The sequence below is a fragment of the Pseudomonas sp. R1-1 genome (assembly GCF_051132135.1).
Classification (GTDB): domain Bacteria; phylum Pseudomonadota; class Gammaproteobacteria; order Pseudomonadales; family Pseudomonadaceae; genus Aquipseudomonas.
On the sequence record NZ_CP071663.1, the window covers coordinates 5,465,442 to 5,491,019 of the forward strand.

Sequence of the window (25,578 nt, forward strand, 5' to 3'; positions counted from 1 at the left end):
CTTTGATGACTGCGAAGTTGGAAAAAGTTCTGATCGCGAACCGCGGTGAGATCGCCCTGCGGATTCTGCGTGCCTGCAAAGAGATGGGCATCAAGACCGTCGCCGTTTACTCCAAGGCCGACAAAGAGCTGATGCACCTGGGTCTGGCAGACGAATCCGTCTGCATCGGCCCGGCGTCTGCCTCTCAGTCTTACCTGCACATCCCGGCCATCATCGCCGCCGCTGAAGTGACTGGCGCTACCGCCATTCACCCAGGCTACGGTTTCCTCGCGGAAAACGCCGATTTTGCCGAGCAGGTCGAGAACTCCGGCTTCGCCTTCATCGGCCCGAAAGCCGAAACCATTCGCCTGATGGGTGACAAGGTCTCGGCCAAGCACGCGATGATCGAAGCTGGTGTGCCAACGGTTCCAGGTTCCGACGGTCCACTGCCGGAAGACGAAGAAACAGCGCTGCGCATTGGTCGTGAAGTCGGCTACCCAGTGATCATCAAGGCCGCTGGCGGCGGTGGTGGTCGCGGCATGCGTGTCGTGCACAAGGAAGAAGACCTGATCGCCTTCGCCAAACTGACCCGCACCGAAGCTGGCGCGGCGTTCGGCAACCCGATGGTCTATCTGGAAAAATTCCTCACCAACCCGCGCCACGTCGAAGTGCAAGTGCTGTCCGACGGCCAGGGCCACGCCATCCATCTGGGCGACCGCGACTGCTCGCTGCAGCGTCGTCACCAGAAGGTTCTCGAAGAAGCGCCGGCACCGGGCATCGACGAGAAGGCGCGTCAGGAAGTCCTGGCTCGCTGCGTCAAGGCATGCATCGACATCGGCTACCGTGGCGCCGGCACTTTCGAGTTCCTCTACGAAAACGGTCGCTTCTACTTCATCGAAATGAACACCCGTGTTCAGGTGGAGCACCCGGTTTCGGAGATGGTCACTGGTATCGACATCGTCAAGGAGATGCTCAGCATCGCCGCTGGCAACAAGTTGTCGTTCACTCAGGATGACGTGGTGATCCGCGGTCACTCGCTGGAGTGCCGGATCAACGCCGAAGACCCGAAAACCTTCATGCCGAGCCCGGGCACGGTCAAGCATTTCCACGCCCCAGGTGGCAACGGCGTGCGCGTCGACTCGCACCTGTACAGCGGTTATGCCGTTCCGCCGAACTACGACTCGCTGATCGGCAAGCTGATCACTTACGGCGCGACCCGCGACGAAGCCATGGCGCGCATGCGCAATGCCCTGGACGAAATCGTGGTCGACGGGATCAAGACCAACATCCCGCTGCACCGTGATCTGGTCCGCGACGAAGGCTTCTGCAAAGGCGGTGTGAACATTCACTACCTCGAGCACAAGCTGGCCAAACAGTCGTAAGACTGCACCGGCGTGAAAAACCCGATCCGTGCGATCGGGTTTTTTTATGCCTGCAACAAACGCATCAGTTCATCAGTACCGTCGAAAAAGCCTGTTCCTCGACCATCGCCGCGGTCGCGCGACGGCCGGCCTGATCGACGACGCTGCCTGAGGCATCCTCATACAGCGGCCTGCTGCGCACTCTCTGCATGAAGCTCGTAGCGCGCGTCGATACCGCGTCGTTGGCGTACCGGGCTCGCTGCAAAACCGGGGTATACAACCGCTCGACCTGACTGGCGGAAGCCTTGAACACGGTCGACACGCCGTTCTGCAGATTCAACGACACGGCATAGTTATTCCCGAGACAAGAGGAATAGGACCAGTAATCCCAGGTCGGTCGCAGCCCTTGCTGGCGCAATACGCTCCTGATCGATCCGCCGATATCCGTGCCCGTCAACCAGTCACCACCTACCAGCGTCGCGCGAACGTCGCTGGGCGAGCCTCCCAGTCGTCTCATCACGTCACGAACAGTGCGCTCGGCCAGCGCGCGAATGTTGTGGTCGAAATGGATGACCGCGCCAACCTTCGTCAGCGGGTTGTACATTGAGGCGATGACACAGGTCTGCGCGTTCAGCGAAAACAGATAATTGTCCTTTGACCCGGCAACGAACCTCGCGACCACAGCCTCACCCTGCATGGCGCCCCGGTTGAGCGCCGGCTCGACTCGCCCGGGAAACGCGTTGCGCAGGTTGTTCACATGGCCAAGATTGCGCACCTGATCATTGCCGCCGCGCAGCCCGACCCGGTCATGAGTCCACTTACCGTTGGCTGTCAAACGTATGGGCCGCTGATAGATGGCTGCGGGGCGACGGGCATCGATCAGGCTCAGCCCACCGAAATGCGGATTTTCCCGGACCTGGAAATACCTGCCTTTGTTGCGGATGTAATAGCTCGGTTGAGGCTGCCCGGCGCTTGGCGGACTGCGCCAGGTACCGAAAAACACCGTTTCTTCAGTGACCCGCTGCAACTGTTCGGGCACCTTGCCGACGGCCTGCCCCGCGCGAAAGCGCACCTCCCGGACTGCCGGCAGTGCTTCCTTGCGAATCGGCGCCAGCGTCTCGAAGCGTTCGGCCAACAATGAGACCGGCCTCGTCGTACGCTTCAGATTACTGACCGTGCCTGCGAGGAACCTGACCGCGCTGCCGGCACCGACCATGGCAAACAGCGCGCCCCATGATGCCTCCAGCCAATGAACGAGCGCGCCATCAACATCGCCCTCCAGGTGCGCCGCGACTGCCTGGCCGGCGCTGACCGCGATGAATACAACATCCAGCAGCAAGGCAAACGGCGGAAACACCATACAAAACGGCGCCGCGCCGAACATCAATCCTTTAACCACTTGCCTTTCGATCATTTCCGCACGGCTGGTGGTGATGTCCTCCACGTCCGTGACCGTGCGCTCGATGTAAGCGTTGAACTCACTGCGCGCGTCAATCACTCGCTGCGCTTCGTACAGCGTATCGACGCGCTGTTTCTTTGCCGCTATCGCGCGCAATGAGCGCGACACCGAATTGCGCGCGGCGACGGGGCAGCGCGCCATCAGGTAGTCATGCAATGTACCGGCGACCTCGCCCTCCAATGACAGATACGGACGCACCGTCAGACCGTCGGGAGCATCCGGCGTGTATAGCCATCGGGACAGTTCGGGCTGGCAACAGATAAAAACGTACACCCCAAGCACGACGTTATGGCGCACGGTGAACCTGAACACGCCGTCGCTCGCAGCAATGTCGGCACCCGGCACATGCGCTCCCGACGTTGGCAGCTGGCTCAGCAGCGAGACCTGACGGACCAGCGCCGAATACACTGCGTCGCTCAAGCGCGCCTGACTTCGGGCAATGCGCAGATCACGGTCCATTTTCGACAACAGCACATTGCGGTAGCCGAACCGACGCGACTCGTAGACGTCATCGCGAGCGTCCAGGTATTGGCCACGGATCTCTTTGGCGTACTTTTCACCCAGCCAGGCCCCGCGCATGTACCGCGCCAGATCGGCGCTGCGGACCTGACTCAAATCCTGGCCGACTGACGAGCGCACGCCTTTTTTTGGATGCTCGATGCCAGCGTTGTCATCGTAGCCGTAGATCGCGAGGTCAAGCAGACTGGCTGATGGCTGCTTCCTGCGGTCGCCAACGCCGGGGCTGTAGTCGATCAACACGGTGCCCGGGTCGACCGGTTCGAGCACATTCTTGCTGCGCATATACGGCGCAATCGCTGCGGCAACCGTGCGCCTGGCGAAGTCGACGAAAACTTCGAAACCGCCCAGCAACTCATTGAAAGTCTGCTGATGCACCACCAGTTCCTGATTCTGGCTGCTGATGCGCCGGCGGGCCTCAAGACCCAGCGTCGTGTACCAGCGCAGCGAGTTATCCTCCTCGACACGCTGCAGACTTTTTGCCAGACCCATTTTTACCGCTGCTTCAACACATTCGGCGAACGGAACGGGTGCGCGACGAATGTCACTGGTCATTCCCCAGAGAGCCGGGCTCGCCGACACGGCTAACAGGTAATCCCGCGCCTTGCGATGCGCAGTGGGTGAAAGTTGCTGCAACAGGTATTCGCGCCCGGATTCACTCTGCGTCCAGCTCCAGACTTCTCCGGTCAACGCCGCCAGCGAACGCAAGCGCACCCACTCCTGGCCGTCTGGCTTGTTCGGCGCGTACAGCAAAAGATCCTCGACCTGTTGCGCAGTCTCTTCGCGATAACACACCAGCAGGTCAGCACACTGCATGCCGTTGGGCAGCGTCAGCGCAGCGAATCGCAGAGTTTTCTCTGTGACATCTGTCGCCCACGCCTGACCGAGACGGGCATGGTCGGCCACGGTCAGATGCCCAGCGCAACGCGCAACGAACGCGCTTTGTTTAAGCCGCGCGACAAGCCAGTCGAACGAGGCTTTCTGTACGTCCTCGCGCTCGTACTGCCGGGCCAGAACTTGCAGGTAATCCGCCGGACAGTCCAGCTCCGCCAGCATATCGGCAACGAATGTCGGCGTCAGGGGCTGGTTACGTTGCGAAGGACCACTGGTAACGTCCAGCACCGCAGCGAAATCCTTACCGATCGGCCCCGCCGCGAGCAATTCGCTCAGGCTGCGATTCTGCGTTGGCTCGCCGACCGCCGAGCGCCATTTCAAGCGCACCTCGATGCGGTCCGGTTCTACTTCGATGTCGAGTTTGAGCAGAAGGTAATCGATCGCTTGTTGACGGGCGAAAGTGCGCAGCGATCCATAGCCTTCCAGCAGGTCATCAAGCGCGGCCTGGGCCAGTGACGTCTGTTGCTGATACTCGCGCAACCTGGCACGGTCCGGTTCGTTCAGCACTCGCAGCCAGTGCGGCAACTGCGCGAATGACTGCGCTTGAAGGATTTTCTTTTCCGCGGCGGTTGCCAGCGCGGTCAACCGATACCGGCGAGTGTTTCGATTCTCAATCTTTTCGATTTGCCTGCGCAATCTATCCAGCGTCAGGTTCGCGAGCCGGTCTGCGTTGAACAGCGCGTCGATGTCGTCGATAAAGCGCTGCAGCTTGCGCAGGACGAGGCGATCGAACGCCGCCTCCTGCTCCTTGGTTTCCCAAAGCTCTTGCAGGTAGTTTTTGTACTGAACAAGGAAATGCTCGGCAACGCTATCCACTGTCCGGATGACCGCCTCACGATGGCTGGCAGGCAAGCCCCGATCGGCAGCACCCGGCCAGCGATACGGAGCGTCGCGGATTGCCAGGTACATCAAAGGCTTGCCATCGATCATTTTCTGCACAATCGCATCAAGCAGGGCCTGCACAAAACCCGGATCAATATTGCCGTCAGGGTGATGACTGCGCAGTTCGGTCAATGCGAAATCTTCCATGGCCTCGAACACGCTCATCTGGCTGCTCAGGCGCTTGTCGATCAACACCTGCCAACGCGTGATCCGCAGCAGAACCTCCTGCACCGTCCCTGTCGACGCAGCGGCGGCTGCGGTTTCTTCTACAATCCCTTGTTGAGTCGCCATAGTCCCGGCCCGTCGTTGCGTAGAAATTAGCCTCCACTGTATTTGCCAACCAGCGCACTCAGGCGATACACCGGTATATCGCGCCCGCGAATGTGTAACAGCCAACCGGCTTGTCCACTTTGCTGGCGACCTGGCGTAAACTGCGCGCTTTTGCAGCTTCGGGCTGCCCCACAGATTTCAAAGGTAACCGCCATGCCCTGGCTGCAAGTCCGTCTCGCCATCACCCCGGAACAAGCCGAAACCTACGAGGACGCGTTCCTTGAAGTGGGCGCTGTGTCGGTGACGTTCATGGACGCCGAAGACCAGCCGATCTTCGAGCCGGAACTCAACACCACCCCGCTGTGGTCGCACACGCATTTGCTGGCCCTGTTTGAGGGTGGCACTGAACCGGAACCGGTTCTGGCTCATCTGGAATTGCTGACCGGCGGCCCGCTGCCCGAGCATCACAGTGAAGTGATCGAAGATCAGGATTGGGAACGCAGCTGGATGGACGGTTTCCAGCCGATGCGTTTCGGTCAGCGCCTGTGGATCGTGCCGAGCTGGCACGCTGCGCCGGAACCTGATGCGGTCAACCTGCTGCTGGACCCGGGCCTGGCCTTCGGCACCGGCACGCACCCGACCACGGCGTTGTGCCTTGAATGGCTCGACGGCCAGGATCTGAAAGACTGCAACGTGCTCGACTTCGGCTGCGGCTCGGGAATTCTGGCGATCGCGGCGCTGCTGCTGGGCGCGAAACAAGCGGTCGGCACCGACATCGACGTGCAGGCGCTGGAAGCGTCGCGCGACAATGCCGGGCGCAACAATATCGCCGACGAACTGTTCCCGCTGTACCTGCCGCCAGATCTGCCGCAGGTCAAAGCCGATGTCCTGGTCGCCAACATTCTCGCCGGCCCGCTGGTTTCGCTGGCGCCGCAACTGTCCGGTCTGGTCAAGCCCGGTGGGCGTCTGGCGCTGTCCGGCATCCTCGCCGAACAAGGTGACGAAGTCGCCGCCGCTTATGCTCAGGACTTCGATCTCGACCCGATTGCCAATCGCGATGGCTGGGTGCGCATCACTGGCCGTCGGCGCTAATATGAGCGCCTGCATAAACCGGATCGCCGCATGACCGACAGTTTCGTCACTCAGTGCCCGCATTGCCAAACCAGCTTCCGCGTCAGCCATGCTCAATTGAGCGTGGCCCGCGGGGTGGTTCGCTGCGGCTCCTGCCTGCAAGTGTTCAACGCCGCCAAACAGTTGCTTGAACAACACGCCGGCAAGGATGCACTGACGCCCGTCGCGCCGACGCAGGCTGAAGCACCATCACCTGTTGTCGATGAAACGCCAGCGCCACGCGCGATCAGCCAAAAGCAGTGGAACGCTTCGGAACTGGATCTCGACAGCCTCGACCTGGATCAGGAACTGGCCCGTCTCGAGCAGCGCGAAATCCAGCCGGTCACCGAACCGGGGCGCCCGCGCGAGGACTCCCTGAGTGCACGCCGCGACAGCCCCGAACCGGATGACGCGGCATGGCCGGGCAGCCTGTTCAGCGAACCGGCCGATGAGCGCACATCGAAGCCGGATGTCGAGCCGGACATCGAAGCCATCGAAACCCTCGAACCCGAACGCACCGAACCCTCGCTGTCGCTGGAACCGGTGGATCTGGATGACGAGCCGCGCATTCCGCAGTTGCGCCTGCACGACCCGATCGACCCGAATGCCCGCCGCGAACGGCTGTCGGCCAGCGACGACAGCGATGATGACGATTTGCCGTCGATCACGCCGCTGCGCAAAAAGCACGAACGCGCAGAGCCCGGCGTACGCGCCGAAGTCCTGCAAGACCTCACCGACGATCCGCTGCAACTCGACTGGCAGAAACGCCGCTCGCCCTGGGGCCGCCGCCTGCTCTGGCTGCTGCTGGTGCTGATCGCGGCGGGTGGTCTGGCGGCGCAGTACATTGCCTATCATTTCGACGAACTGGCCCGGCAGGATCAATACCGCCCATGGTTCCAGCGAATCTGCCCGCCGATCGGCTGCACGGTGCCGTCCAAGGTCGACATCTCCAGAATCAAGAGCAGCAATCTGGTGGTGCGCAGCCATCCGGAATTCAACGGTGCGCTGGTGGTCGATGCGATCATCTACAACCGGGCGACGTTTTCCCAGCCGTTCCCGCTGCTGGAACTGCGCTTTGCCGATCTCAATGGTCATCTGATCGCCAGTCGTCGCTTCAAACCCGGCGAATACCTCAAGGGCGATCTTGAAGGCCTGCCGGAGATGCCGCCGCAGACGCCGATCCACATCGCACTGGACATTCTCGATCCAGGCCCGAAAGCGGTGAATTACAGCCTGAGTTTCCACTCCCCCGAGTGAAGCCCGCGCGGTTTGTGGATTGACGGCGGTTTTCTGACTTCGCCGTGCACGACCAAACCAGCGGCGATAACAAAATTACTGTTCAGATTTTGTTCAATTCAGCCTTTAACCAGTCATCGAGAGCGGGTATCATGCCCACCCTTTTTCGAACTCTCATGATCCGGCCCCACCTCAGGGAAGTCCTATGTCGGCGGTACGCATCGGCCCATACACATTGCAGAACGGCTTGATTCTTGCCCCGATGGCGGGCGTCACCGATCAGCCCTTTCGTCAGCTGTGCAAGCGTCTGGGCGCAGGGCTTGTAGTCTCGGAAATGGTCACCAGCGACATGAGCCTGTGGAATACCCGCAAGTCGCGCATGCGCATGATCCACGAAGGCGATCCCGAGCCACGCTCGGTGCAGATCGCCGGTGGTGATGCGCAGATGCTGGCGGAGGCGGCCCGGGCCAACGTCGAGCTGGGCGCACAGATTATCGATATCAACATGGGTTGCCCGGCAAAGAAGGTCTGCAACAAGGCCGCCGGCTCCGCGTTGCTGAAAGACGAAGCACTGGTGACCGAGATCCTGCAGGCCGTAGTGGCCGCAGTTGATGTGCCGGTCACCCTGAAGATCCGCACCGGCTGGGATCGCGAGAACAAGAACGGCCTGACCGTGGCGAAAATCGCCGAACAGGCCGGGATCACTGCGCTGGCCGTGCATGGCCGCACGCGCGCCGATCTGTACACCGGGGAAGCCGAATACGACACGATTGCCGCGATCAAGCAGGCGGTGTCGATCCCGGTCTTCGCCAATGGCGATATCGATTCGCCAGAGAAGGCCCGTTACGTGCTTGATGCGACCGGTGCCGATGGCCTGTTGGTGGGCCGTGCCGCTCAAGGGCGGCCATGGATTTTTCGCGAGATCGAGCACTTCCTGCGTACCGGCGAGAAATTGCCGGCACCGAAGCTGATCGAGGTGGAACGCATTCTGCTGGAGCATCTGGCCGCCCTTCACGCTTTCTATGGGGACGTGATGGGCGTGCGCATAGCGCGCAAGCATGTGGGCTGGTATCTCGCAACCTTGCCGGGCGCTAGGGAGTTTCGCGCCCGTTTCAATCGTTTGGATGGTACGGAAACACAATGCGCCAACGTTCGGGAGTTCTTCGCCGAGCGTTACAAGAGCCTGACAGGGGACGAAGAAGGGGTGGCCGCATGACGATGATGACCGAGACTTTAGTGAGTGGAACAACACCCGTGAGCGACAACGTGAATTTGAAACAGCACCTCAACACGCCGAGCGAAGAAGGCCAGACCCTTCGCGGGAGTGTCGAGAAGGCGCTGCACAATTATTTCGCCCACCTTGAGGGCGCGTCCGTCACGGATGTGTACAACCTGGTGCTCTCCGAAGTCGAGGCTCCCCTGCTCGAAAGCGTGATGAACTACGTCAAGGGCAACCAGACCAAGGCCAGTGAGCTGCTGGGACTTAATCGCGGCACGCTGCGCAAGAAACTCAAGCAGTACGATCTGCTGTAAGCATTCAATCAAACCAGAAAGGCGCCCGCTTAAAAAACGGTCGCCTTTTTTGCTGACTTCCTTTGCTTTTGATGGAAATTGAGATGACCGACCAGACTACCCGCCTGCCGATCCGCCGCGCCTTGATCAGCGTTTCCGACAAGACCGGGATCCTCGAATTCGCCAAAGAGCTGGAAGCTCTCGGCGTCGAGATCCTCTCCACCGGCGGAACGTTCAAGCTGCTGCGTGACAACGGCGTTGCCGCAGTGGAAGTCGCGGATTACACCGGTTTCGCCGAAATGATGGACGGTCGGGTGAAAACCCTGCACCCGAAAATCCACGGCGGCATCCTCGGTCGTCGCGGTATCGACGACGCGATCATGAGCGAACACGGCATCCAGCCGATCGATCTGGTCGCGGTCAACCTGTACCCGTTCGAAGCCACCATCAACAAGCCAGGCTGCGACCTGCCGACCGCCATCGAGAACATCGACATCGGCGGCCCGACCATGGTCCGTTCGGCGGCGAAAAACCACAAAGACGTGGCGATCGTGGTCAATGCCAGTGACTACAGCAGCGTGCTGGAAAACCTGAAGGCCGGCGGCCTGACCTACGCGCAGCGTTTCGACCTGATGCTCAAGGCCTTCGAACACACCGCGGCCTATGACGGCATGATCGCCAACTACATGGGCACGGTGAATCAGGCGGCTGAAACCCTGAGCACCGAAGGCCGCAGCGAATTCCCGCGCACCTTCAACAGCCAGTTCATCAAGGCCCAGGAAATGCGCTACGGCGAGAACCCGCACCAGAGCGCGGCGTTCTACGTTGAAGCCAGGCCTGCCGAAGTCGGCATCGCCACCGCGACCCAACTGCAGGGCAAAGAGCTGTCCTACAACAACGTGGCCGACACCGACGCCGCGCTGGAATGCGTGAAGAGTTTCGTCAAGCCGGCCTGCGTGATCGTCAAGCACGCCAACCCGTGCGGCGTTGCCGTGAGCCCGGACGCCGAAGGCGGTATCCGTCAGGCCTACGAACTGGCCTATGCCACCGACACCGAATCGGCTTTCGGCGGCATCATCGCCTTCAACCGTGAACTGGATGCCGAGACCGCCAAGGCGATCGTCGAGCGTCAGTTCGTTGAAGTGATCATCGCCCCATCGGTCAGCGAAGAAGCCCGCGCCATCGTCGCTGCCAAAGCCAACGTGCGCCTGCTGGCCTGCGGCGAGTGGTCGGCAGACCGCGCTGCCGCGTGGGACTACAAGCGCGTCAACGGCGGGCTGCTGGTACAGAGCCGCGACATCGGCATGATCAGCGCCGATGACCTGAAAGTCGTGACCAGGCGCGCCCCGACCGAGCAGGAAATCCATGACCTGATCTTCGCCTGGAAAGTCGCCAAGTACGTCAAGTCCAACGCCATCGTTTACGCCAAGAACCGTCAGACCATCGGTGTCGGCGCCGGCCAGATGAGCCGCGTAAACTCGGCGCGTATCGCCGCGATCAAGGCTGAGCACGCCGGTCTGCAGGTCGCCGGTTCGGTGATGGCCTCGGACGCGTTCTTCCCGTTCCGCGACGGTCTGGACAACGCGGCCAAGGTTGGCATCACCGCGGTGATCCAGCCGGGTGGTTCGATGCGTGATGCGGAAGTGATTGCCGCAGCCGATGAAGCGGGCATTGCGATGGTGTTCACCGGCATGCGCCACTTCCGTCACTGATTATTTTGCTTGATCGTGCCCACGCTCTGCGTGGGCACGCAGCCCGGGACGCTCCGCGTCCCTCGGACGCAGAGCGTCCGTAGAGGCATTCCCACGCAGAGCGTGGGAACGATCAGCGTCCCTGCGGCGCTCAATAGAATTAGCGTCATCCGAGGTTTTTGAAATGAATGTTTTGATCATTGGCAGCGGTGGCCGTGAACACGCCCTGGCCTGGAAAGTGGCTCAGGATCCGCGTGTGCAGAAGGTTTTCGTCGCGCCGGGCAACGCCGGTACGGCAATCGAAGCCAAGTGCGAGAACGTCGCCATCGACGTGCTGGCGCTTGAGCAACTGGCCGATTTCGCCGAGAAAAACGTTTCCCTGACCATCGTCGGCCCGGAAGTGCCGCTGGTCGCCGGTGTCGTCGATCTGTTCCGCTCGCGCGGTCTGGATTGCTTCGGCCCGACCGCCGGTGCTGCGCAGCTCGAAGGCTCGAAAGCCTTCACCAAGGATTTCCTCGCCCGCCACAAGATCCCGACCGCCGACTACCAGAACTTCACCGAGATCGAGCCAGCGCTGGCTTATCTGCGTGAAAAAGGCGCGCCAATCGTGATCAAGGCCGACGGCCTGGCTGCCGGTAAAGGCGTCATCGTCGCCATGACCCTGGCTGAAGCCGAAGATGCGGTGCGCGACATGCTCGCCGGCAACGCGTTCGGCGACGCTGGCTCGCGCGTAGTCATCGAGGAATTCCTCGACGGCGAAGAAGCCTCGTTCATCGTCATGGTCGACGGCAAGAATGTCCTGCCGATGGCCACCAGCCAGGACCACAAACGCGTCGGCGACGGCGACAGCGGTCCGAACACCGGCGGCATGGGCGCTTACTCCCCTGCCCCGGTGGTCACCGCCGACGTGCACCAGCGCGTGATGGACCAGGTGATCTGGCCGACCGTGCGCGGCATGGCCGACGAAGGCAACGTCTACACGGGTTTCCTCTATGCCGGTCTGATGATCGACAAGGCCGGTCATCCGAAAGTCATCGAGTTCAACTGCCGCTTCGGCGATCCGGAAACCCAACCGGTGATGCTGCGTCTGCAATCGAGCCTGGTGTTGCTGGTCGAAGCCGCACTGGCGCAAGCGCTGGACAAGGTTGAAGCGCAATGGGATTCACGTCCGAGCGTCGGTGTCGTACTGGCCGCCGGCGGCTATCCGGGCGACTACGCCAAGGGTGCGGCGATCACCGGTCTGGAGGCAGCAGCCAACCTGGAAGGTAAAGTGTTCCACGCCGGTACCGCACTGCAAGACGGCGCCGTCGTCACCGCCGGTGGTCGCGTGCTGTGCGCCACGGCCATGGGTGCAACCGTGGGTGAAGCGCAGCAGCAGGCGTACAAGCTGGCAGCAGCCATCGACTGGGAAGGCTGCTTCTATCGCAAGGACATTGGCTACCGCGCCATTGCCCGTGAACGTGGCGAAACTGAGCAATAAGCCGAGCCTTGCGCCTGGCGAGGGACGCCGTTCCTCGCCGGGCTGTTCTGCCGCCGCGCGTCGTTATATTCTGGCATCAACCTACGAAGGGATTTCGCCGTGCGCTGGCTCAGGATTGCCATAAGCTTCACCGTCACGCTGCTGACCTTGCTCTGCATGCTTCCGGCCCTCGCCGGTCAAGGCAGTGGCTGGTCGGTATTGCTTGACGATCAGGGCAATCTGCAACTGAGCGATATCCGCTCTGCCCGCTACACCAGTCAATTCAGCCCCATCGAACTCGACCGCCTCACCGCGGCCGCGCCCGATGGCGCCTTGTGGCTGCGTTTCAGGCTGGCGCCGGGAAAGCATGAACAGGTACTGCGCATCTTTGCCCCGGACCTTTCGCAGCTCAATCTGTATGTGCTCGACGGTGACAGGCTGATCGAGCAACGCAACACCGGCACCGACCAGCCTCAGGCCGAACGACCGCTGCCAAGTAGCGACTTCATGCTGCCGCTGCCGCAGAGCGAAAAACCCCTCGACGTGTATCTGCGCATGGTTTCCGACCATCAATTGCGTCCGCACGTCACCCTGCAGTCGGCGGTGATGAGCGCAGCCGACCACCATCAGACGCTGCTGTTCGGCTTGCTGTTCGGCTGCCTCGGCATGCTGCTGTTGCACAACCTCGTGCGCTACGCCTATTCGCGTTCGCGCAGCAGCCTGTGGCTGGCGGTCTGCGAGGGTTTGCTGGGCCTGAGCCTGTTGCTGCTGCTCAATCTCGCCGGGCCGTGGCTGCCGAACTGGCAAGCCGTGCAGACGCCGGGCGCTTACCTGGCGCTGCTGCTGACCGCGCCGGCCGGGCTCATGTTTGCTTACCGCTACTTCGCCCCGCTCGGCCCGCACCCGCTGAACAAACTGTTGCTTGGCGACATCCTGCTCATCGTCACGTGCAGCCTGCTGCTGTTGTTCGTCAACACCCTGCCTTTGAACATCATCACTTACGCGCTGGTGGCCCTGGCCGGCCTGAGCATGTTGTTCGTCGGCTTCTACCACTGGCAGAAAGGCTACCGCCCCGCGCGGCTGTTCGTTGCGGCGATGGTGGTGTTCAACATCGGCACGCTGATCATTCTGCCGGCGCTGCTGGGGCTGACACTGGTATCGCCGCAAGGCCTGATCATGATCCTGATGGTGTTCATCTGCATCAGCGGCCTGCTGATGAGCGTCGCCTTGGGCGAGCGTCAGCGCAGCATCACCGAGAGCCGCTTCAGCGTCAGTCGCGATCTGGCCGCGAGCAACGCCGAGATCAACGCCAAAGCCGAGTTCCTCGCCAAGATCAGCCACGAAATCCGTACGCCGATGAACGGCGTACTGGGCATGACCGAACTGTTGCTGGGTACGCCGCTGTCGGTCAAGCAGCGCGACTATGTGCAGACCATCCACAGCGCCGGCAATGAACTGCTGACGCTGATCAACGAGATTCTCGACATCTCCAAGCTCGAGTCCGGGCAGATCGAACTGGACGACGTGCAATTCGACCTCAACGCCTTGATCGATGACTGCCTGAGCATCTATCGCGCCAAGGCCGAACAGCAGAACGTCGAGCTGATCAGTTTCATCCAGCCGCAAGTGCCGCGGGTCATCAGCGGTGACCCGACCCGTCTGCGCCAGACATTGCTGAGCCTGCTGGAAAACGCCCTGAAGAAAACCGACGAAGGCGAAGTGCTGATCGTCGTCGCCCTCGACGAGCGCAGCAACAAGCCACGTTTGCGCATTGCCGTGCAGGACAGCGGCCAACCGATGGAACAGGAAGAACGCGACGCGCTGATGCACGCCGAATTGCACAGCAAGCACTTCCTGTCGGCCAACCGCCTGGGCGGCAATCTCGGGCTGGTGATCGCGCGGCAACTGATCCGCCTGATGAATGGCGAATTCGGCATCAAGAGCGGCGCCACTCAGGGCAGTACCTTGTGGCTGACACTGCCGCTGGACCCCGATCGCCTCGAACACCCGACCTCGGATCTGGACAGCCCACTGCAAGGCGCGCGGGTGCTGGTGGTGGATGACAACGACACCTGCCGCAAAGTGCTGGTCCAGCAGTGCAGCGCCTGGGGCTTGAATGTCAGCGCCGTGCCGTCGGGCAAGGAAGCGCTGGCCCTGCTGCGAACCAAGGCGCACCTGCGTGACTATTTCGATGTGGTGCTGCTCGATCAGAACATGCCGGGCATGACCGGCATGCAGCTCGCGGCCAAGATCAAGGAAGACCCGAGCCTCAATCACGACATCCTGCTGATCATGCTCACCGGCATCAGCAATGCGCCGAGCAAGATCATTGCGCGCAACTCGGGGATCAAACGCATCCTCGCCAAACCGGTGGCAGGCTACACCCTGAAAACCACCCTGGCCGACGAGCTCAATCAGCGCAACAAAGGCCAGACCGTGTTCCAGCCGCAAGTGCTCACGGCCGCCACGGCGGCGAAAGTACCCAGCGACTTCCGCATCCTCGTGGCAGAAGACAACACGATTTCGACCAAAGTGATTCGCGGCATGCTCGGCAAGCTCAACCTGCAACCGGACACCGCCGCCAACGGCGAAGAAGCGCTGCAAGCGATGAAGGCCCAGCGTTACGACCTGGTGCTGATGGATTGCGAAATGCCAATTCTCGACGGCTTCTCGGCGACTCAGCAATTGCGCGCCTGGGAAGTCAGCAACCAGCGTGTTCGCACGCCGATCGTCGCGCTGACCGCGCATATTCTCGCTGAACACAAGGAACGCGCGCGTCAGGCCGGCATGGACGGGCACATGTCCAAACCGGTTGAGTTGTCGCAGTTGCGCGAGTTGATCGAACATTGGGTGGCCCAGCGCGACCAACAGAACCGCACGGCCTCGACGTTCTGAGCGCTCCGGTAATTCAGATCTCCAGACCGCTGAGATATTTGAGCGAGCCGGTAATGACCGATTGTTTCACCTTGTCGCGAAACTGGGCGTAATACAGCGTGTTGAATGTAATCGCAGCGACTTGCTCAACGCTGTTATGAATCAGTGTTTCATCTTCACTGAATAGAAATCCACCGGCCTCTCGCTCGATCTCGAACTGGCGGTGATAGACGCCCATCTGGACCTTGTTCGGGCCGTTCATGATGCAGGGGATCATTTGGAAGTAACCGACGTTGGCGCGCACACTCGTGGATTCGAACAGCTTGAGTGCCAATGCATTACGCTCCATCGCCCGCAATGCAAGGCGCATCGGTTCAGAAAACGACTCACCCCATACGCTGGCGATACGCTGAGTGGCCTGACCGGCCATAAGGGAGATGTTCGACGCCGCCAGCGTCTGCGGTTTCGGCACGTCCCACCCGATGAACCTCAACACATTGCTGTAATACTCGAACCAGTCGCCCGACAGGCCATCTTCGAACGCTGCGCGGGTCGCTCGTTGCGCATAGGCGGTGCTCATGTAGATGTCGTCGCGATGAGACGCTGGCAAGCCACCGGCAAACGCCACGACACTGCCGCCCACCACAGCGGCTTGTGGTGCAACCAGATCAGTCATGTGGCATCTCCCCTGGCAAACTCAGGACTGCCACATTGTCAGCACGCTTGTCCCTGATTTTTCTGGCAATGGCCTCGCGCGCGTCGCCGTAGCGACCTTCGGCCAGCGTCGTGCGCGAGTGGCGCACGTGAACCAACCCTTGAATATCTTCAGTTTGATACATCTGTTGAAACGGGTTTTGGCCGAGCTCGCGCCGGGTTTCAAACTCAACGAATGCGCTGGTGAAAGACGTGGGTGAGTTGGCGATAGCCACCAGTAAATGCACTGCGTCCGATGACGCTGAAGCAGTAACCGACTCGATCGCGACAGGTACCTTCATGAAACTGCGCAGACGCTGGATCGCAGGATCATCACCCGAGATCTGCGCCACTTGCCCCAGAACGGTAGCTATTACTTGCGTTTCCGGCAGCGCATCATTACCCAACGCGTCACTGAAGAACGCCAGTGCAGACTCATCCACAAAACCACTGCGCTGCCATGTCTGATGTGATTTTTGCTGGCGTAACCAGAAATCATCAAGAACACTCACGTAGGTGTCGTACCAATTGACGGACGACTTTTTTTCGCTCTTTTTATTCGCAACCAGTTGGGCCAGTAAAATTGAATCAAGCAAATCAGCGTACATATCGAGTGATTCGTCGCCGGGTATGACCAAAATTCCCGCGCCGACTACCAATATCTGAAAATTATCATCCATACACTACCTCCATATATAAAAAGGGCAGCCATGACGGCTGCCCTCTTTTTTCTATCAGCACTCATACTCTTCAATTTTCGAGATAATACTGATACCCAGTTTGCTACGAATAAGGTCGCGAGCTTTGTCAGCAACTTCGGTATTTTTGGCGAAGATAGTTTCACCGCGATAAAGCTTCACATTACGCACATCCACATCGACAAACAGAACTTTAGTGGAAGTATTGCGGCGCAAGAAACGTACCGTGCCGACGGCCATGATGGCTTCGCCGTTGAGCTCGGTGCAGACGCCGCTGGTGAGACCGCCAACACCGTGCGCCAACAGATTACGTTCGTACAGGGTCAAGGCGGTGTCACGCTTTTGCAAGGCAGTGATGGCATCGCTCGCCACTTTCAGCATCAGCGCGGTCGCTGGGCCCGGCACCGCCAGACCAGCAACTACCGAGCCGAGAATTTCCAGTACCAGTTTGTCCATTCGCACACTGGTGCCGGCGACTTCCATATCGCTGTAGTACTTGGAAACAGGCGTCCAGCCCGAATTGGTCATGACTTCGCGGAACAGCAGGTACCACTCGTAACCCTGGCTCTCGAGCGGGTATTTCTTGCTGGCTACGAGGGTCGCGAAAAGGAAAGCATTCTGTGCATCGGTGCGATTGTCAGCACTCAGTTGACCAGAAAAAGCCAGAATGCCTTCGCCTACAACAGACGCCTTGGTCGGCGCTTCCACGGCGTCACCCGAATTCAGATTCAAGGCAATACTACGGCCTTGAATCATTGGCAGCGCGTCAATCTCATATTGCTGCAGAGCATTCATGCAGTTATTGATTTGAAGCTGTTTGATAGTTTGAGTGTTCACTTGAATTCCTTATCATCATTTAAGCAAGTTCTCATTAACTTGCGAAAACAACCATAACCAAGAACAGCACAAACCCACAAAACAAAACATGTAACAGCAATTACCAGAACTATAAAACAGCAACTAATCAGCAACCAAATCAAAAACAAACAAGTCACGAAAGTCGATAACACAACAACCTGAAGCACTGGTAGACTCCACTACCATTGTTCGTTGCTGCGAGACAAGACCATGCTTCACGTGTTGTTCAGCGTTTATCTGAAGATGCTGGTGCTTTACAGCCCGTTCTTCGTATTGTCCTGCTTTATCAGCCTGACCCGCGGTTATTCGCGCAAGGAACAACGGCGCCTGGCCTGGAAGGTCGCGGTGGCGACGCTGGTGTCGAGCGTCTTGCTGTATCTGTTCGGGCGGGTGATCTTCGATGTGTTCGGCATCACGGTTGATGCGTTCCGCATCGGTGCCGGCAGCGTATTGTTCATTTCCGCGCTGGGCATGGCGCAGGGCAAGCCGGCGGTACAGGCCGATAACGTGCAGCAGGACGTCACCATCGTGCCGCTGACCATTCCGCTGACGGTCGGCCCGGGCACCATCGGTGCATTGTTGGTCATGGGCGTCAGCCAACCGCACTGGGACGACAAACTCACAGCAATCATGAGCATTGCGCTGGCCAGTTTCACGGTGGGCGTGGTGCTTTATCTATCGAACCGCATCGAGCGAATTCTCGGTGATCAGGGTTTGCAGATCGTTAGCCGCTTGATGGGCCTGTTTGTTTGCGCGCTGGCGGCGCAGATCATTTTTACCGGAGTCAAAGGTTATCTGGTGCCTTGAGCGCCCGCGGCTGTACGCACAGGACACGATAAAACGCCACGAACGGCAACGTTCGCGGCGTTTTATCGTCCAGGCTCAACCCGTCAAGGCAACTGTTCAGTCACGGCCGCCAGCGTGGCTGTGGCGTCGCTGTCCTGTGCGGCCTCGAACGCCAGCAACCACTGCTCAAGCGCGACCAGATACAGGTGACCCGATACGCTGAGCGCCAACTCGCAGGCGCTCTGCTCCTGGGCGTGGCGCACGATCAGACTGCGACCATTGTCCGGATCGGCAAGCAGCAGCTCGTCACCAACCCGCGACATCAACCAATGCCCACACTCGCCCACGTCGAGCGCAAGCAAGCCTGGCTCCGCCGTTTCGCTGGCGGACGGACGCCGCACATCGACGACAAGGCAATCCAGACGCTGCCAGCTTTCGGCCGAAATCCGATAGCCCTCCGCGTGCGAACCAAAGCTCAGGATCAAGGTGTTCACGCCGTCAACCAGCAGCGGCAGGACCTCAGTGAGGTCATCGCTCACCTGCAGCGACATGACCTGTCCTTCACGTCGAGCATGGCTGCCGGGCAACCAGACGCTGTCGGTCTTTCCAGCACTGAAAACCAGCTCGTCGATCGAGTCGAGCAACAGCGGACTATCGGTATCGCGCGTACCGAGGAACGTCGCCCACTGGCCGTCCTCCCGGGCGGACACATCGAACAGCCGATTCAGCGTCGGCACGTAATATTGGTAACGATTGCCGGTATTTTCGACGGGCAGGAAGGCAGCATGTGATTGTCCGTCCAGCAGTTGCTTCAAACGCTCGCATAATTGTGCGGGCGTTTCGCCGAGGCGCCAGGACCAGTGATTTTCCGTGCCGACAATCCGCGCCGGTTGTTGATCCTGCAGTTGCAGCGTCACGCCTTCACGGGTGCGTCCGAGCAGGCCATCGCCCTGCGGCAGGACTTCGCCGAATGTCCACGACGACCAGACCGGTTCGGCCTGTGGCAAGGCCTGGCGATGCTGCACGACGCTGCTGTTGCCGAACGCCGCGCGAGCTTCCTCGAATGACACCAGCGTCTGGCGCCAGATTGCTCCGGCATCGGAATCCAGCAGCCAGACGGCTTGCCGGTCCGGCGTCAGGCCCAGTAACGTCAGCTCATGGTTGCCAGGCGTTTGCGCCAGTACCAGCTTTTCGTCCACGCACCACGCCGCCAGAAAGGGCTGGCCTGCCTGGGCGCGCAAGCCGATGATCGCAAATGCTGCGCTGTTGTATTGCCTGGCCAGCGCCGGCAGTGCGGCCAGCCAGTCGGGATGTTGTTGCAGCCAGCGCTGGCTGAGGCCGACGAACTGCAGCACATCCCTGTCTATCTCGGACAACCAGTTATCCTCACGGGCACCGAGGTCGATCTCGAACAGTCGACCATCGCTCAACGTGGCGAGATAGCTGTCACCGACACGTCTGATGTCAACCACATCCCGCCCCAGCGCTTGCTGCATGAAAACATTGTCACGCAGTTCGATGCCATGGCTGAGCATCTGGCTCTGCTTGCTGTAGAACAGCCGTGCCGTGGCCGGGTCAGCGGATCGCGGCATGAGCAACACTCTGTCCGCGTCACTGTGCGGGTCGGCGCGCAAGTAGCGGCCGTTTTCCGCGCCAATCCAGGCTCGCTCGAGCAGTTGATCGAAGGAATAAGCCTGCGCATGAATATACGGTGCGTAGCGCCATGTGCTGATGGCCGGAGCCATGCCGGGGGTTTCGTCGGCATAGGGGCGAGGCTGTTTCTGGCGATGACGGAAAAACACGATCCGGCTGCCTTCTTCAGCTTTGAGGGGCGAATTTTCCAACCCGCGCGACCTTAGCGTGATGTCGGTCAGTGTCACGTCCTTGTCGGCCAGGTGAAATTCCAGCGTGGTTTGCACGTTGAGGTTTTTCCGCTCGACCAACTGCTGCGAGACGCGCAGAGTGCCATCTGCGAGTTGCGCGAAAGCGCTGATTTTCGTGCCGGGTTCCAGACTCAGCAAACGATAGCGCTGCACGACCAGCCCGCTGAGCACATTGACGCGCCAGACGGTGGCGTGATCGGGATGATAAAACCACGCTTCATCTGCCGTGGCGGCGCCCAGCAGCAAGCCATCGTTGACCGCGCCAGGCAGGTTGCGCGCATATAACAGGCGTCTGCGCGGGCCATCGTAAAAAGCCGTGGTCCTCAGCGGGCGGCTGGCCGGGGTGAACGGCACGTTGAATCGCTCAAGCCTCAGATAGCCGGCGGCCAGACGATCCTCGTCACCGAGTTTGCCTAGTCGCGCAAGGACATCGCGCCAATGGTGGGTATCGCCAAGCGTAACGGACACCAGGCGCAATGCATTGTGCTGCCAGTCCAGCTCGTACAGTTCACCTCCGGCCAGTTCGATCAGCCCCTCGAAAGCCGACAGCACGATGCCGTCAATCGCCAATTGACGCCCCGCCAGATATAACCGTGGGCCGTCGTCATCCGCAATCACTGCATCAGCAAAGCGGACCTGCTCGAGATTGACCCAGGGCGCATGCACCAGCCATCTGCCGAAGCCGTTAAATTTCACCTCGCTCAAACCGCGAGTCAGGCGCAACTGACAGTGACCGGGCATGGACGTGATTTCATAGGAAATTTTGTGCAGCCATTCCACCGGCAACGTCGGCACCGCCAACTGACGAACATGCTCGTTGAGCTGCACGCGAATCGTGGTCGGTTTATAGACCGGATGCAGCTTGTAGAGAATGTGTTTGAGCGACGGCGTGCTGTGCAGATAAAAACGCCGGTTGCCTTGCCCATCATATTCGAGCTTGTCCGCCACGCTGTTGCGCAATTGCGGATAGCGAGTATGGATGCGCTCATCCAGTTGCGTCGCCAGCGAATCGCCAAGGGCGGTGAACGGATGAAGCGCTGCGTACCAGTGCGGCTCGGCATGTTCACTGGAACTGCGCGGCTCAACTTGCTCGCCCGCTAACGGCTCATAGACATAGCCGGCGCCCCCCAGTTGATATTCGTAACCGTAATAGCAAAGCGGCGTGCAGGGCAGCACCACGGTATGCAGCGCAGCATCGTCGCGGATATCCAGCGGTGCGCTCTCGGCCAGACCGAAGGCCTGGCGAATGTTCAGCGATCGGTGGAGCTGCTTCGGATCATCGTTGTACTGCGGTAACTCAAGCGGGCCGCCGCCCCACGGATAAAACCGCTGGCTGTCAAAACGAACCTGCCGGTCTTGCAGATCAAGCTGGATAATGACGGCTTCGGGCGGGAACTGCAGCGTCCCGTCAGCAAAGGTAAAAGCGCCTGGCTGGTAAGCGTTGTGGATGGCACGCAAATGATTGCCGACCGCCGTAGCCTTGTCGGCGATTTGCCCCAGATTGCTGGCAATCGCGGTGGCACCGATGCCGATACCGAGCAACGGCACGGACAGAATGGCTGCCGCCGCGCCGACCGTTCCACCGACTGCCAGCGCAGCAATGTCCAGCCCCAATGCCGCCACATTGAACACCAGCGACGTGGAAAAACGTGAGCGCTGCTCGTGGTTCTGCGCCTGCGAAAGGTTGTAGATGTCGAAGCCGATATTAACCAGCGAGAACGCAAAGCCGACACCAGTGGCTGCCGGCCCGAGCACACGGCCGGCCAGTGACGACTGACGCAACAGCAGCGCTTGCTCACTGGCTGCCACCTGCCGCACCAGATTGATCACCTGAGCGGTATCGCTAACCACACCGAAACCCAGCTGGGCATAACTGACGTAGACCTGCACTTGCAGGGCAATTGACAGGGCTGGCAACTGATCGCCAGCCTGGTAATCGCGCTGGCGCATTTCGGTGACCAGGGTCTGGATCGCAAAGGCAAAGCTCAAGCGACTGCCGCCGTCAGACTCACCCGGGGCCGCGGGTTTGGCCGCTTTGACCAACCGCTGCAGATGCTCTTTGAGCGTGTTGAATCGCGGGTCGATTGTACTGACCGTTCGCGCCTGACGGGGGTTTTGCGCATCGACCAGAGTCAGCGAAAAAGCGCCGTCCGCCTGCGGCTTGAGGGTGTCGAGCAACGGCAGATATTCGCGCCCGAGCGAGTGTTCACTGCGCAATTGCTGCGTGGCCTCGCCGAATGCCTGCGCCCAGTACCGTGCATCCACTTGCGCCAGGCTGGTGCCCATGCGCGCGTTTTCGCTGAGCGAGCGCTGGCGCGCCAGTGCTTGTCTGGCCCAGACGGAGGCACGGCGCGAATCGCTCGATGGCGAGTGTAAAAAGCTGTCCACGCGCAACCCCGCCGACAGCTTGCGCGCGGCGATCACCTCAGTGTTCAGCTCGATGACGTTGAAGTGCGCTGCCGCCATGTCGCCCAGCCCGTAAAGCCTGGCCAGTGCGCTATCGCCTGCACTCAGATAACGCTCCACGCCAAGCCTGGCCTGGGCACCTGTGGCGAACGCGTAGATGGCAAAGTTCGGGTCGTAGAAGCGATAGACGAACCGGCCGTCTACTTGCACCTTGGCCATCAACAACGCGTGATCGCCGGTGTCGAGCAACAGGACGGTAGAAGCCGTTTTCGCCTCCAGCTGCTGCATCAGCGAGTCCAGATTCTGCAGGCCAAGAGGCTTGCCAATGGTGTTGGTCGGTACAGTCCGCAATTCGTTCAGCGCACTGAGCAACGCCCGTGAACTGGTGTGTTCAGGATCGATGTTGGCCGTAGCGACATGCCCGACCAGCGTGCGCTCGGCCGACTCGCCGGCGACCACCGCTGCGCCCATCAACAGCGCCAGCGGATAACACCGTCGCCCAGGGTCGCTGCTCGTCCGCATCAGCAAATCCTGCGACAATTGCCGGGCCGAGGTCGCGCCGGCGCTGATGAACATTTCCCGCACCTGCGCATTGCGCTGAATGATCCGGGTGCGGTATTCACGCTGCGCGGTGCGCTTGATCTGCCCGATACGCTCACCCCATTGCCGCACCGTCAGCGCTTCGAAGAGCGCCTGGACCTTGAGTTCACGCGCCGTCAGCACTTCATGCGCCTCACCCCGCGTCAGCGCCGTCGCGAATTCCGGGCGCTGCTGAATGGCTTTTTCGATGGCGTCAAAACGCGCGAAAGTGCCGTCGCCATCGGTTGCTACGGCAAGCTCACGCACGGTCTGCCAGACGCCCGCAAAGCCCGCATCGTCCAGACTGTCCGCACCGAAAATCCCACCGAGCATGACCCGCACCAGCGGACTGAGTTGTTGCAGCGGCAGCGCGTCATGGGCAATCCGACTGAACAGCTCGTTGAAATTGCTGGACGTTTCGGCGCCATGGGAAACCGGCAGCTCGCCCTGCGGTTGCGCCGCAATCAACTGCCGCGTGTCGAAGCCGATGGCCAAAGCATCGGTGAAGGTGATCTCACCGCTGAGTTTTTCGCGCATGGCCCGGACAAAAGGCTCGCCGAGGTCATCCATCCATTGCTGCAGGACCGAGGTCAGCAATACCGGTTTTCCGCCCACTACCGGCCAGCCCTGCTTGAACGTCAGCGTCTGTTGCGGTTTGAGCAGATCCGCCAGTTGGCCGGTATAACGCGACTTGAGTTTGCCGCTGCGCCATTTTTCCTGCTCTTTGGCCAGCCACTGCGCCTCATCGTCATTGACGGTCCAGCCGGAGATCATTTCTTCTTCGGTCTGGACGTTGTAGCCCTCGGCCAATTTCAAGTGTTGCTGAACCTTGACCACATCATGTGCGAACAGACGAGTTTCAACATAGTTCCTTACCCCGGTCACCGCCGCTCCGGGTCCGGTTAGCGCAATGGTGCCGCGCGCTCCGACGCGAATGCCATCACGGTAATAATTTAAAATGGCCTCGCTCAGACTGCCGAGAAAATCCTGCTGTGTTCGCGTCAGTTGCCCCCCTTCGATTTTCTCGTTCATCACGTTTTCGATCACATCGAGCAATCGCTCGGTCTGTGACCAATCCACCGACGAGGCCATCACTGACTGTTCAACGGCTTGAAGGCAGTCGTAATTGAACCGGATCAACTGCATGACCGCGAGAGTCATTTCGCTATGCGGCTGGGCCAGCATGTAGGCGTTCATTTCCCGGTCCAGTTGCGTACCCATGCGCAAACCGTGAGCCGGGCTGCGGCTTTCAAGCGGGGCGACGAATATCTGCGTCACGCCGGGTTTGCTGCGGGCAAATGCCAGCAACGCATCCAGATCGGCAGCAGGCAAGGTATCGGTGCGATCGGCATAGCGCAGGCGGTCACGACCCGGCAGCAATGTTTCATCGTGATTGAGCAAAAGTTGCAACACGCCCAAGCGTTGCACGTCATCGAACTTGCTTATATCGACGCCACCCAACTTTTCAGCCAGCGGCGGCAAGTAATCCATGTCGCTGTAACGCCCGCCCTCCAGGTACTGCGCCTGCAAGCGCACAACATCACTGGCGGCGGCGAAGTTGCCGCGCATCGCCACTTCACGTTGATAGACATCGGCGAGAAAATGCCCGTGAAGCTCCCGGCGAACGTCGCGCAACTGCAAGTCGCTGCCGGCCATTTGCTGATGGGTCTGCAAACATTGCTGCCGAAAGTTCTCCAGTGTCGCCCGGTCTTTACCGTAAGCGCGCGCCATCAATTCGATCCGGGCCTGATCGGCGTTGTCTCGCCATTGTGGTTGTTGTAGAAATTCGAACATCTCGCGCTTCAAGACTCGCGCACGATCTTCGATCATCGTTGCCAGCGCACCGGGGCGGCTCACAGTGTCACCACCGGACTCCATCGCATCCACTCGCGCGCTGTCGGAAATGACCCGGTTCATTTCGAAAGCGAGCAAGGCATCGCTGTCGTACCAGAGATTGAACTGGTAGCCCTCGGCGGCCAGGACCTGGCGCCAGATATTCATGTAATCACGCTGGATAGCGCCAACCTGGCTGCCGCCGACCCAGACAAAGTGCATTGTTTTTGGCACTGGCGCGGGTACGTCACTGAACATGCTCACCGTTGCCGCCAGGCGCGTCGCGTAATCGCGCAGCCGGTTTTCGATTCGATCAATGGCCACCGGCATGGGCGCCGTCTTGCGCTTGGCCAGGCGTTCGAAGTTGTCGAGGAAAAGCGTTACGACTTGCAGTTTTTCAGTGAAATCCGAGGCCCTGCCGGCGCTCTCGTAAAGCGCTGCCAACTCGGCATATTCGCCAGTAGCGGAAAATTCCTTCAAGGCGCGTTGCAGCGCTGAATAATCTTCGGCAGAAATAAGATCCGCTTCGCCGACATACTGTTCCATGACACCCATAAGCCTTCATCCCTGATTCATTGAAGTGAACCTGGACGAAGTTA

General features: G+C 60.2%; 14 protein-coding genes. 9 read left to right on the forward strand and 5 right to left on the reverse strand.

All coding sequences use genetic code 11. The annotated features are described in order from the left end of the window. The first annotated feature begins 5 nt into the window (after positions 1 to 5). The gene (gene accC / locus J3P75_RS24550) at positions 6 to 1,361 is read left to right on the forward strand and encodes an acetyl-CoA carboxylase biotin carboxylase subunit (protein ID WP_203420579.1); all 1,356 of its coding nucleotides are present in this window, start codon (positions 6 to 8) and stop codon (positions 1,359 to 1,361) included. Positions 1,362 to 1,425: 64 nt separating this feature from the next. Here accC and J3P75_RS24555 read toward each other — a convergent pair whose 3' ends face one another. Further along, the gene (locus tag J3P75_RS24555; RefSeq protein ID WP_434708499.1) at positions 1,426 to 5,382 is read right to left on the reverse strand and encodes a type III effector 1; all 3,957 of its coding nucleotides are present in this window, start codon (positions 5,380 to 5,382) and stop codon (positions 1,426 to 1,428) included. 192 nt (positions 5,383 to 5,574) lie between these two features. Between J3P75_RS24555 and prmA the strand changes: the two genes are divergently transcribed. The 7 genes from prmA (at position 5,575) to J3P75_RS24590 (ending at position 15,264) form a co-directional block, all read left to right on the forward strand. Further along, positions 5,575 to 6,453, forward strand: a complete 879-nt coding sequence (gene prmA / locus J3P75_RS24560; protein ID WP_434708500.1) for a 50S ribosomal protein L11 methyltransferase — start codon at positions 5,575 to 5,577, stop codon at positions 6,451 to 6,453. 30 nt (positions 6,454 to 6,483) lie between these two features. Further along, complete coding sequence (locus tag J3P75_RS24565; RefSeq protein WP_434708501.1) at positions 6,484 to 7,728, forward strand: DUF3426 domain-containing protein; 1,245 nt, start codon at positions 6,484 to 6,486, stop codon at positions 7,726 to 7,728. A 184-nt stretch (positions 7,729 to 7,912) separates the two neighbouring features. Next, entirely contained in the window at positions 7,913 to 8,923 is a 1,011-nt protein-coding gene (gene dusB, locus J3P75_RS24570; RefSeq protein WP_336355796.1) for a tRNA dihydrouridine synthase DusB, read from the forward strand. After that, positions 8,920 to 9,240: a DNA-binding transcriptional regulator Fis gene (gene fis / locus J3P75_RS24575; RefSeq protein WP_002555375.1), complete on the forward strand. Its 321-nt coding sequence runs from the start codon at positions 8,920 to 8,922 to the stop codon at positions 9,238 to 9,240. Before dusB ends, fis begins: the two co-directional genes overlap by 4 nt. 83 nt (positions 9,241 to 9,323) lie before the next feature. Beyond that, positions 9,324 to 10,931 (forward strand): bifunctional phosphoribosylaminoimidazolecarboxamide formyltransferase/IMP cyclohydrolase, encoded by a 1,608-nt coding sequence (gene purH / locus J3P75_RS24580; RefSeq protein WP_434708502.1) that lies wholly within the window; start codon positions 9,324 to 9,326, stop codon positions 10,929 to 10,931. Positions 10,932 to 11,094: 163 nt separating this feature from the next. Then, a complete protein-coding gene (purD, locus tag J3P75_RS24585) occupies positions 11,095 to 12,390 on the forward strand; it encodes a phosphoribosylamine--glycine ligase (protein ID WP_434708503.1) in 1,296 nt (431 codons plus the stop codon). A 99-nt stretch (positions 12,391 to 12,489) separates the two neighbouring features. Beyond that, complete coding sequence (locus J3P75_RS24590) at positions 12,490 to 15,264, forward strand: response regulator (protein WP_434708504.1); 2,775 nt, start codon at positions 12,490 to 12,492, stop codon at positions 15,262 to 15,264. Between the two features lie 13 nt (positions 15,265 to 15,277). Here J3P75_RS24590 and J3P75_RS24595 read toward each other — a convergent pair whose 3' ends face one another. From J3P75_RS24595 to J3P75_RS24605, 3 genes are read right to left on the reverse strand one after another with little or no spacing between them, the layout of a single operon-like run. After that, on the reverse strand, positions 15,278 to 15,919 hold the full coding sequence (locus J3P75_RS24595) for a hypothetical protein (RefSeq protein ID WP_434708505.1): 642 nt from the start codon (positions 15,917 to 15,919) through the stop codon (positions 15,278 to 15,280). Further along, positions 15,912 to 16,616 carry a hypothetical protein gene (locus tag J3P75_RS24600; RefSeq protein WP_434708506.1) on the reverse strand — a complete coding sequence of 235 codons (705 nt, stop codon included), beginning with the start codon at positions 16,614 to 16,616 and terminating at the stop codon, positions 15,912 to 15,914. Before J3P75_RS24600 ends, J3P75_RS24595 begins: the two co-directional genes overlap by 8 nt. Positions 16,617 to 16,670: 54 nt before the next feature. Next, positions 16,671 to 17,471: a hypothetical protein gene (locus tag J3P75_RS24605; RefSeq protein ID WP_434708507.1), complete on the reverse strand. Its 801-nt coding sequence runs from the start codon at positions 17,469 to 17,471 to the stop codon at positions 16,671 to 16,673. Positions 17,472 to 17,702: 231 nt separating this feature from the next. On the opposite strand from J3P75_RS24605, the gene J3P75_RS24610 reads away from it, so the two are divergent. Continuing rightward, the gene (locus J3P75_RS24610) at positions 17,703 to 18,299 is read left to right on the forward strand and encodes a MarC family protein (protein ID WP_025111770.1); all 597 of its coding nucleotides are present in this window, start codon (positions 17,703 to 17,705) and stop codon (positions 18,297 to 18,299) included. Between the two features lie 83 nt (positions 18,300 to 18,382). Here J3P75_RS24610 and J3P75_RS24615 read toward each other — a convergent pair whose 3' ends face one another. Continuing rightward, positions 18,383 to 25,534 carry a TcdA/TcdB pore-forming domain-containing protein gene (locus J3P75_RS24615; RefSeq protein ID WP_434708508.1) on the reverse strand — a complete coding sequence of 2,384 codons (7,152 nt, stop codon included), beginning with the start codon at positions 25,532 to 25,534 and terminating at the stop codon, positions 18,383 to 18,385. Positions 25,535 to 25,578 lie beyond the last annotated feature (44 nt).

Excerpts from the sequence above, each read along its gene's own strand:
- accC (WP_203420579.1), top strand. The coding sequence starts at position 6 with ATGACTGCGAAGTTGGAAAAAGTTCTGATCGCGAACCGCGGTGAGATC.
- J3P75_RS24555 (WP_434708499.1), bottom strand. The coding sequence starts at position 5,382 with ATGGCGACTCAACAAGGGATTGTAGAAGAAACCGCAGCCGCCGCTGCG.
- prmA (WP_434708500.1), top strand. The coding sequence starts at position 5,575 with ATGCCCTGGCTGCAAGTCCGTCTCGCCATCACCCCGGAACAAGCCGAA.
- J3P75_RS24565 (WP_434708501.1), top strand. The coding sequence starts at position 6,484 with ATGACCGACAGTTTCGTCACTCAGTGCCCGCATTGCCAAACCAGCTTC.
- dusB (WP_336355796.1), top strand. The coding sequence starts at position 7,913 with ATGTCGGCGGTACGCATCGGCCCATACACATTGCAGAACGGCTTGATT.
- fis (WP_002555375.1), top strand. The coding sequence starts at position 8,920 with ATGACGATGATGACCGAGACTTTAGTGAGTGGAACAACACCCGTGAGC.
- purH (WP_434708502.1), top strand. The coding sequence starts at position 9,324 with ATGACCGACCAGACTACCCGCCTGCCGATCCGCCGCGCCTTGATCAGC.
- purD (WP_434708503.1), top strand. The coding sequence starts at position 11,095 with ATGAATGTTTTGATCATTGGCAGCGGTGGCCGTGAACACGCCCTGGCC.
- J3P75_RS24595 (WP_434708505.1), bottom strand. The coding sequence starts at position 15,919 with ATGACTGATCTGGTTGCACCACAAGCCGCTGTGGTGGGCGGCAGTGTC.
- J3P75_RS24600 (WP_434708506.1), bottom strand. The coding sequence starts at position 16,616 with ATGGATGATAATTTTCAGATATTGGTAGTCGGCGCGGGAATTTTGGTC.
- J3P75_RS24610 (WP_025111770.1), top strand. The coding sequence starts at position 17,703 with ATGCTTCACGTGTTGTTCAGCGTTTATCTGAAGATGCTGGTGCTTTAC.
- J3P75_RS24615 (WP_434708508.1), bottom strand. The coding sequence starts at position 25,534 with ATGGGTGTCATGGAACAGTATGTCGGCGAAGCGGATCTTATTTCTGCC.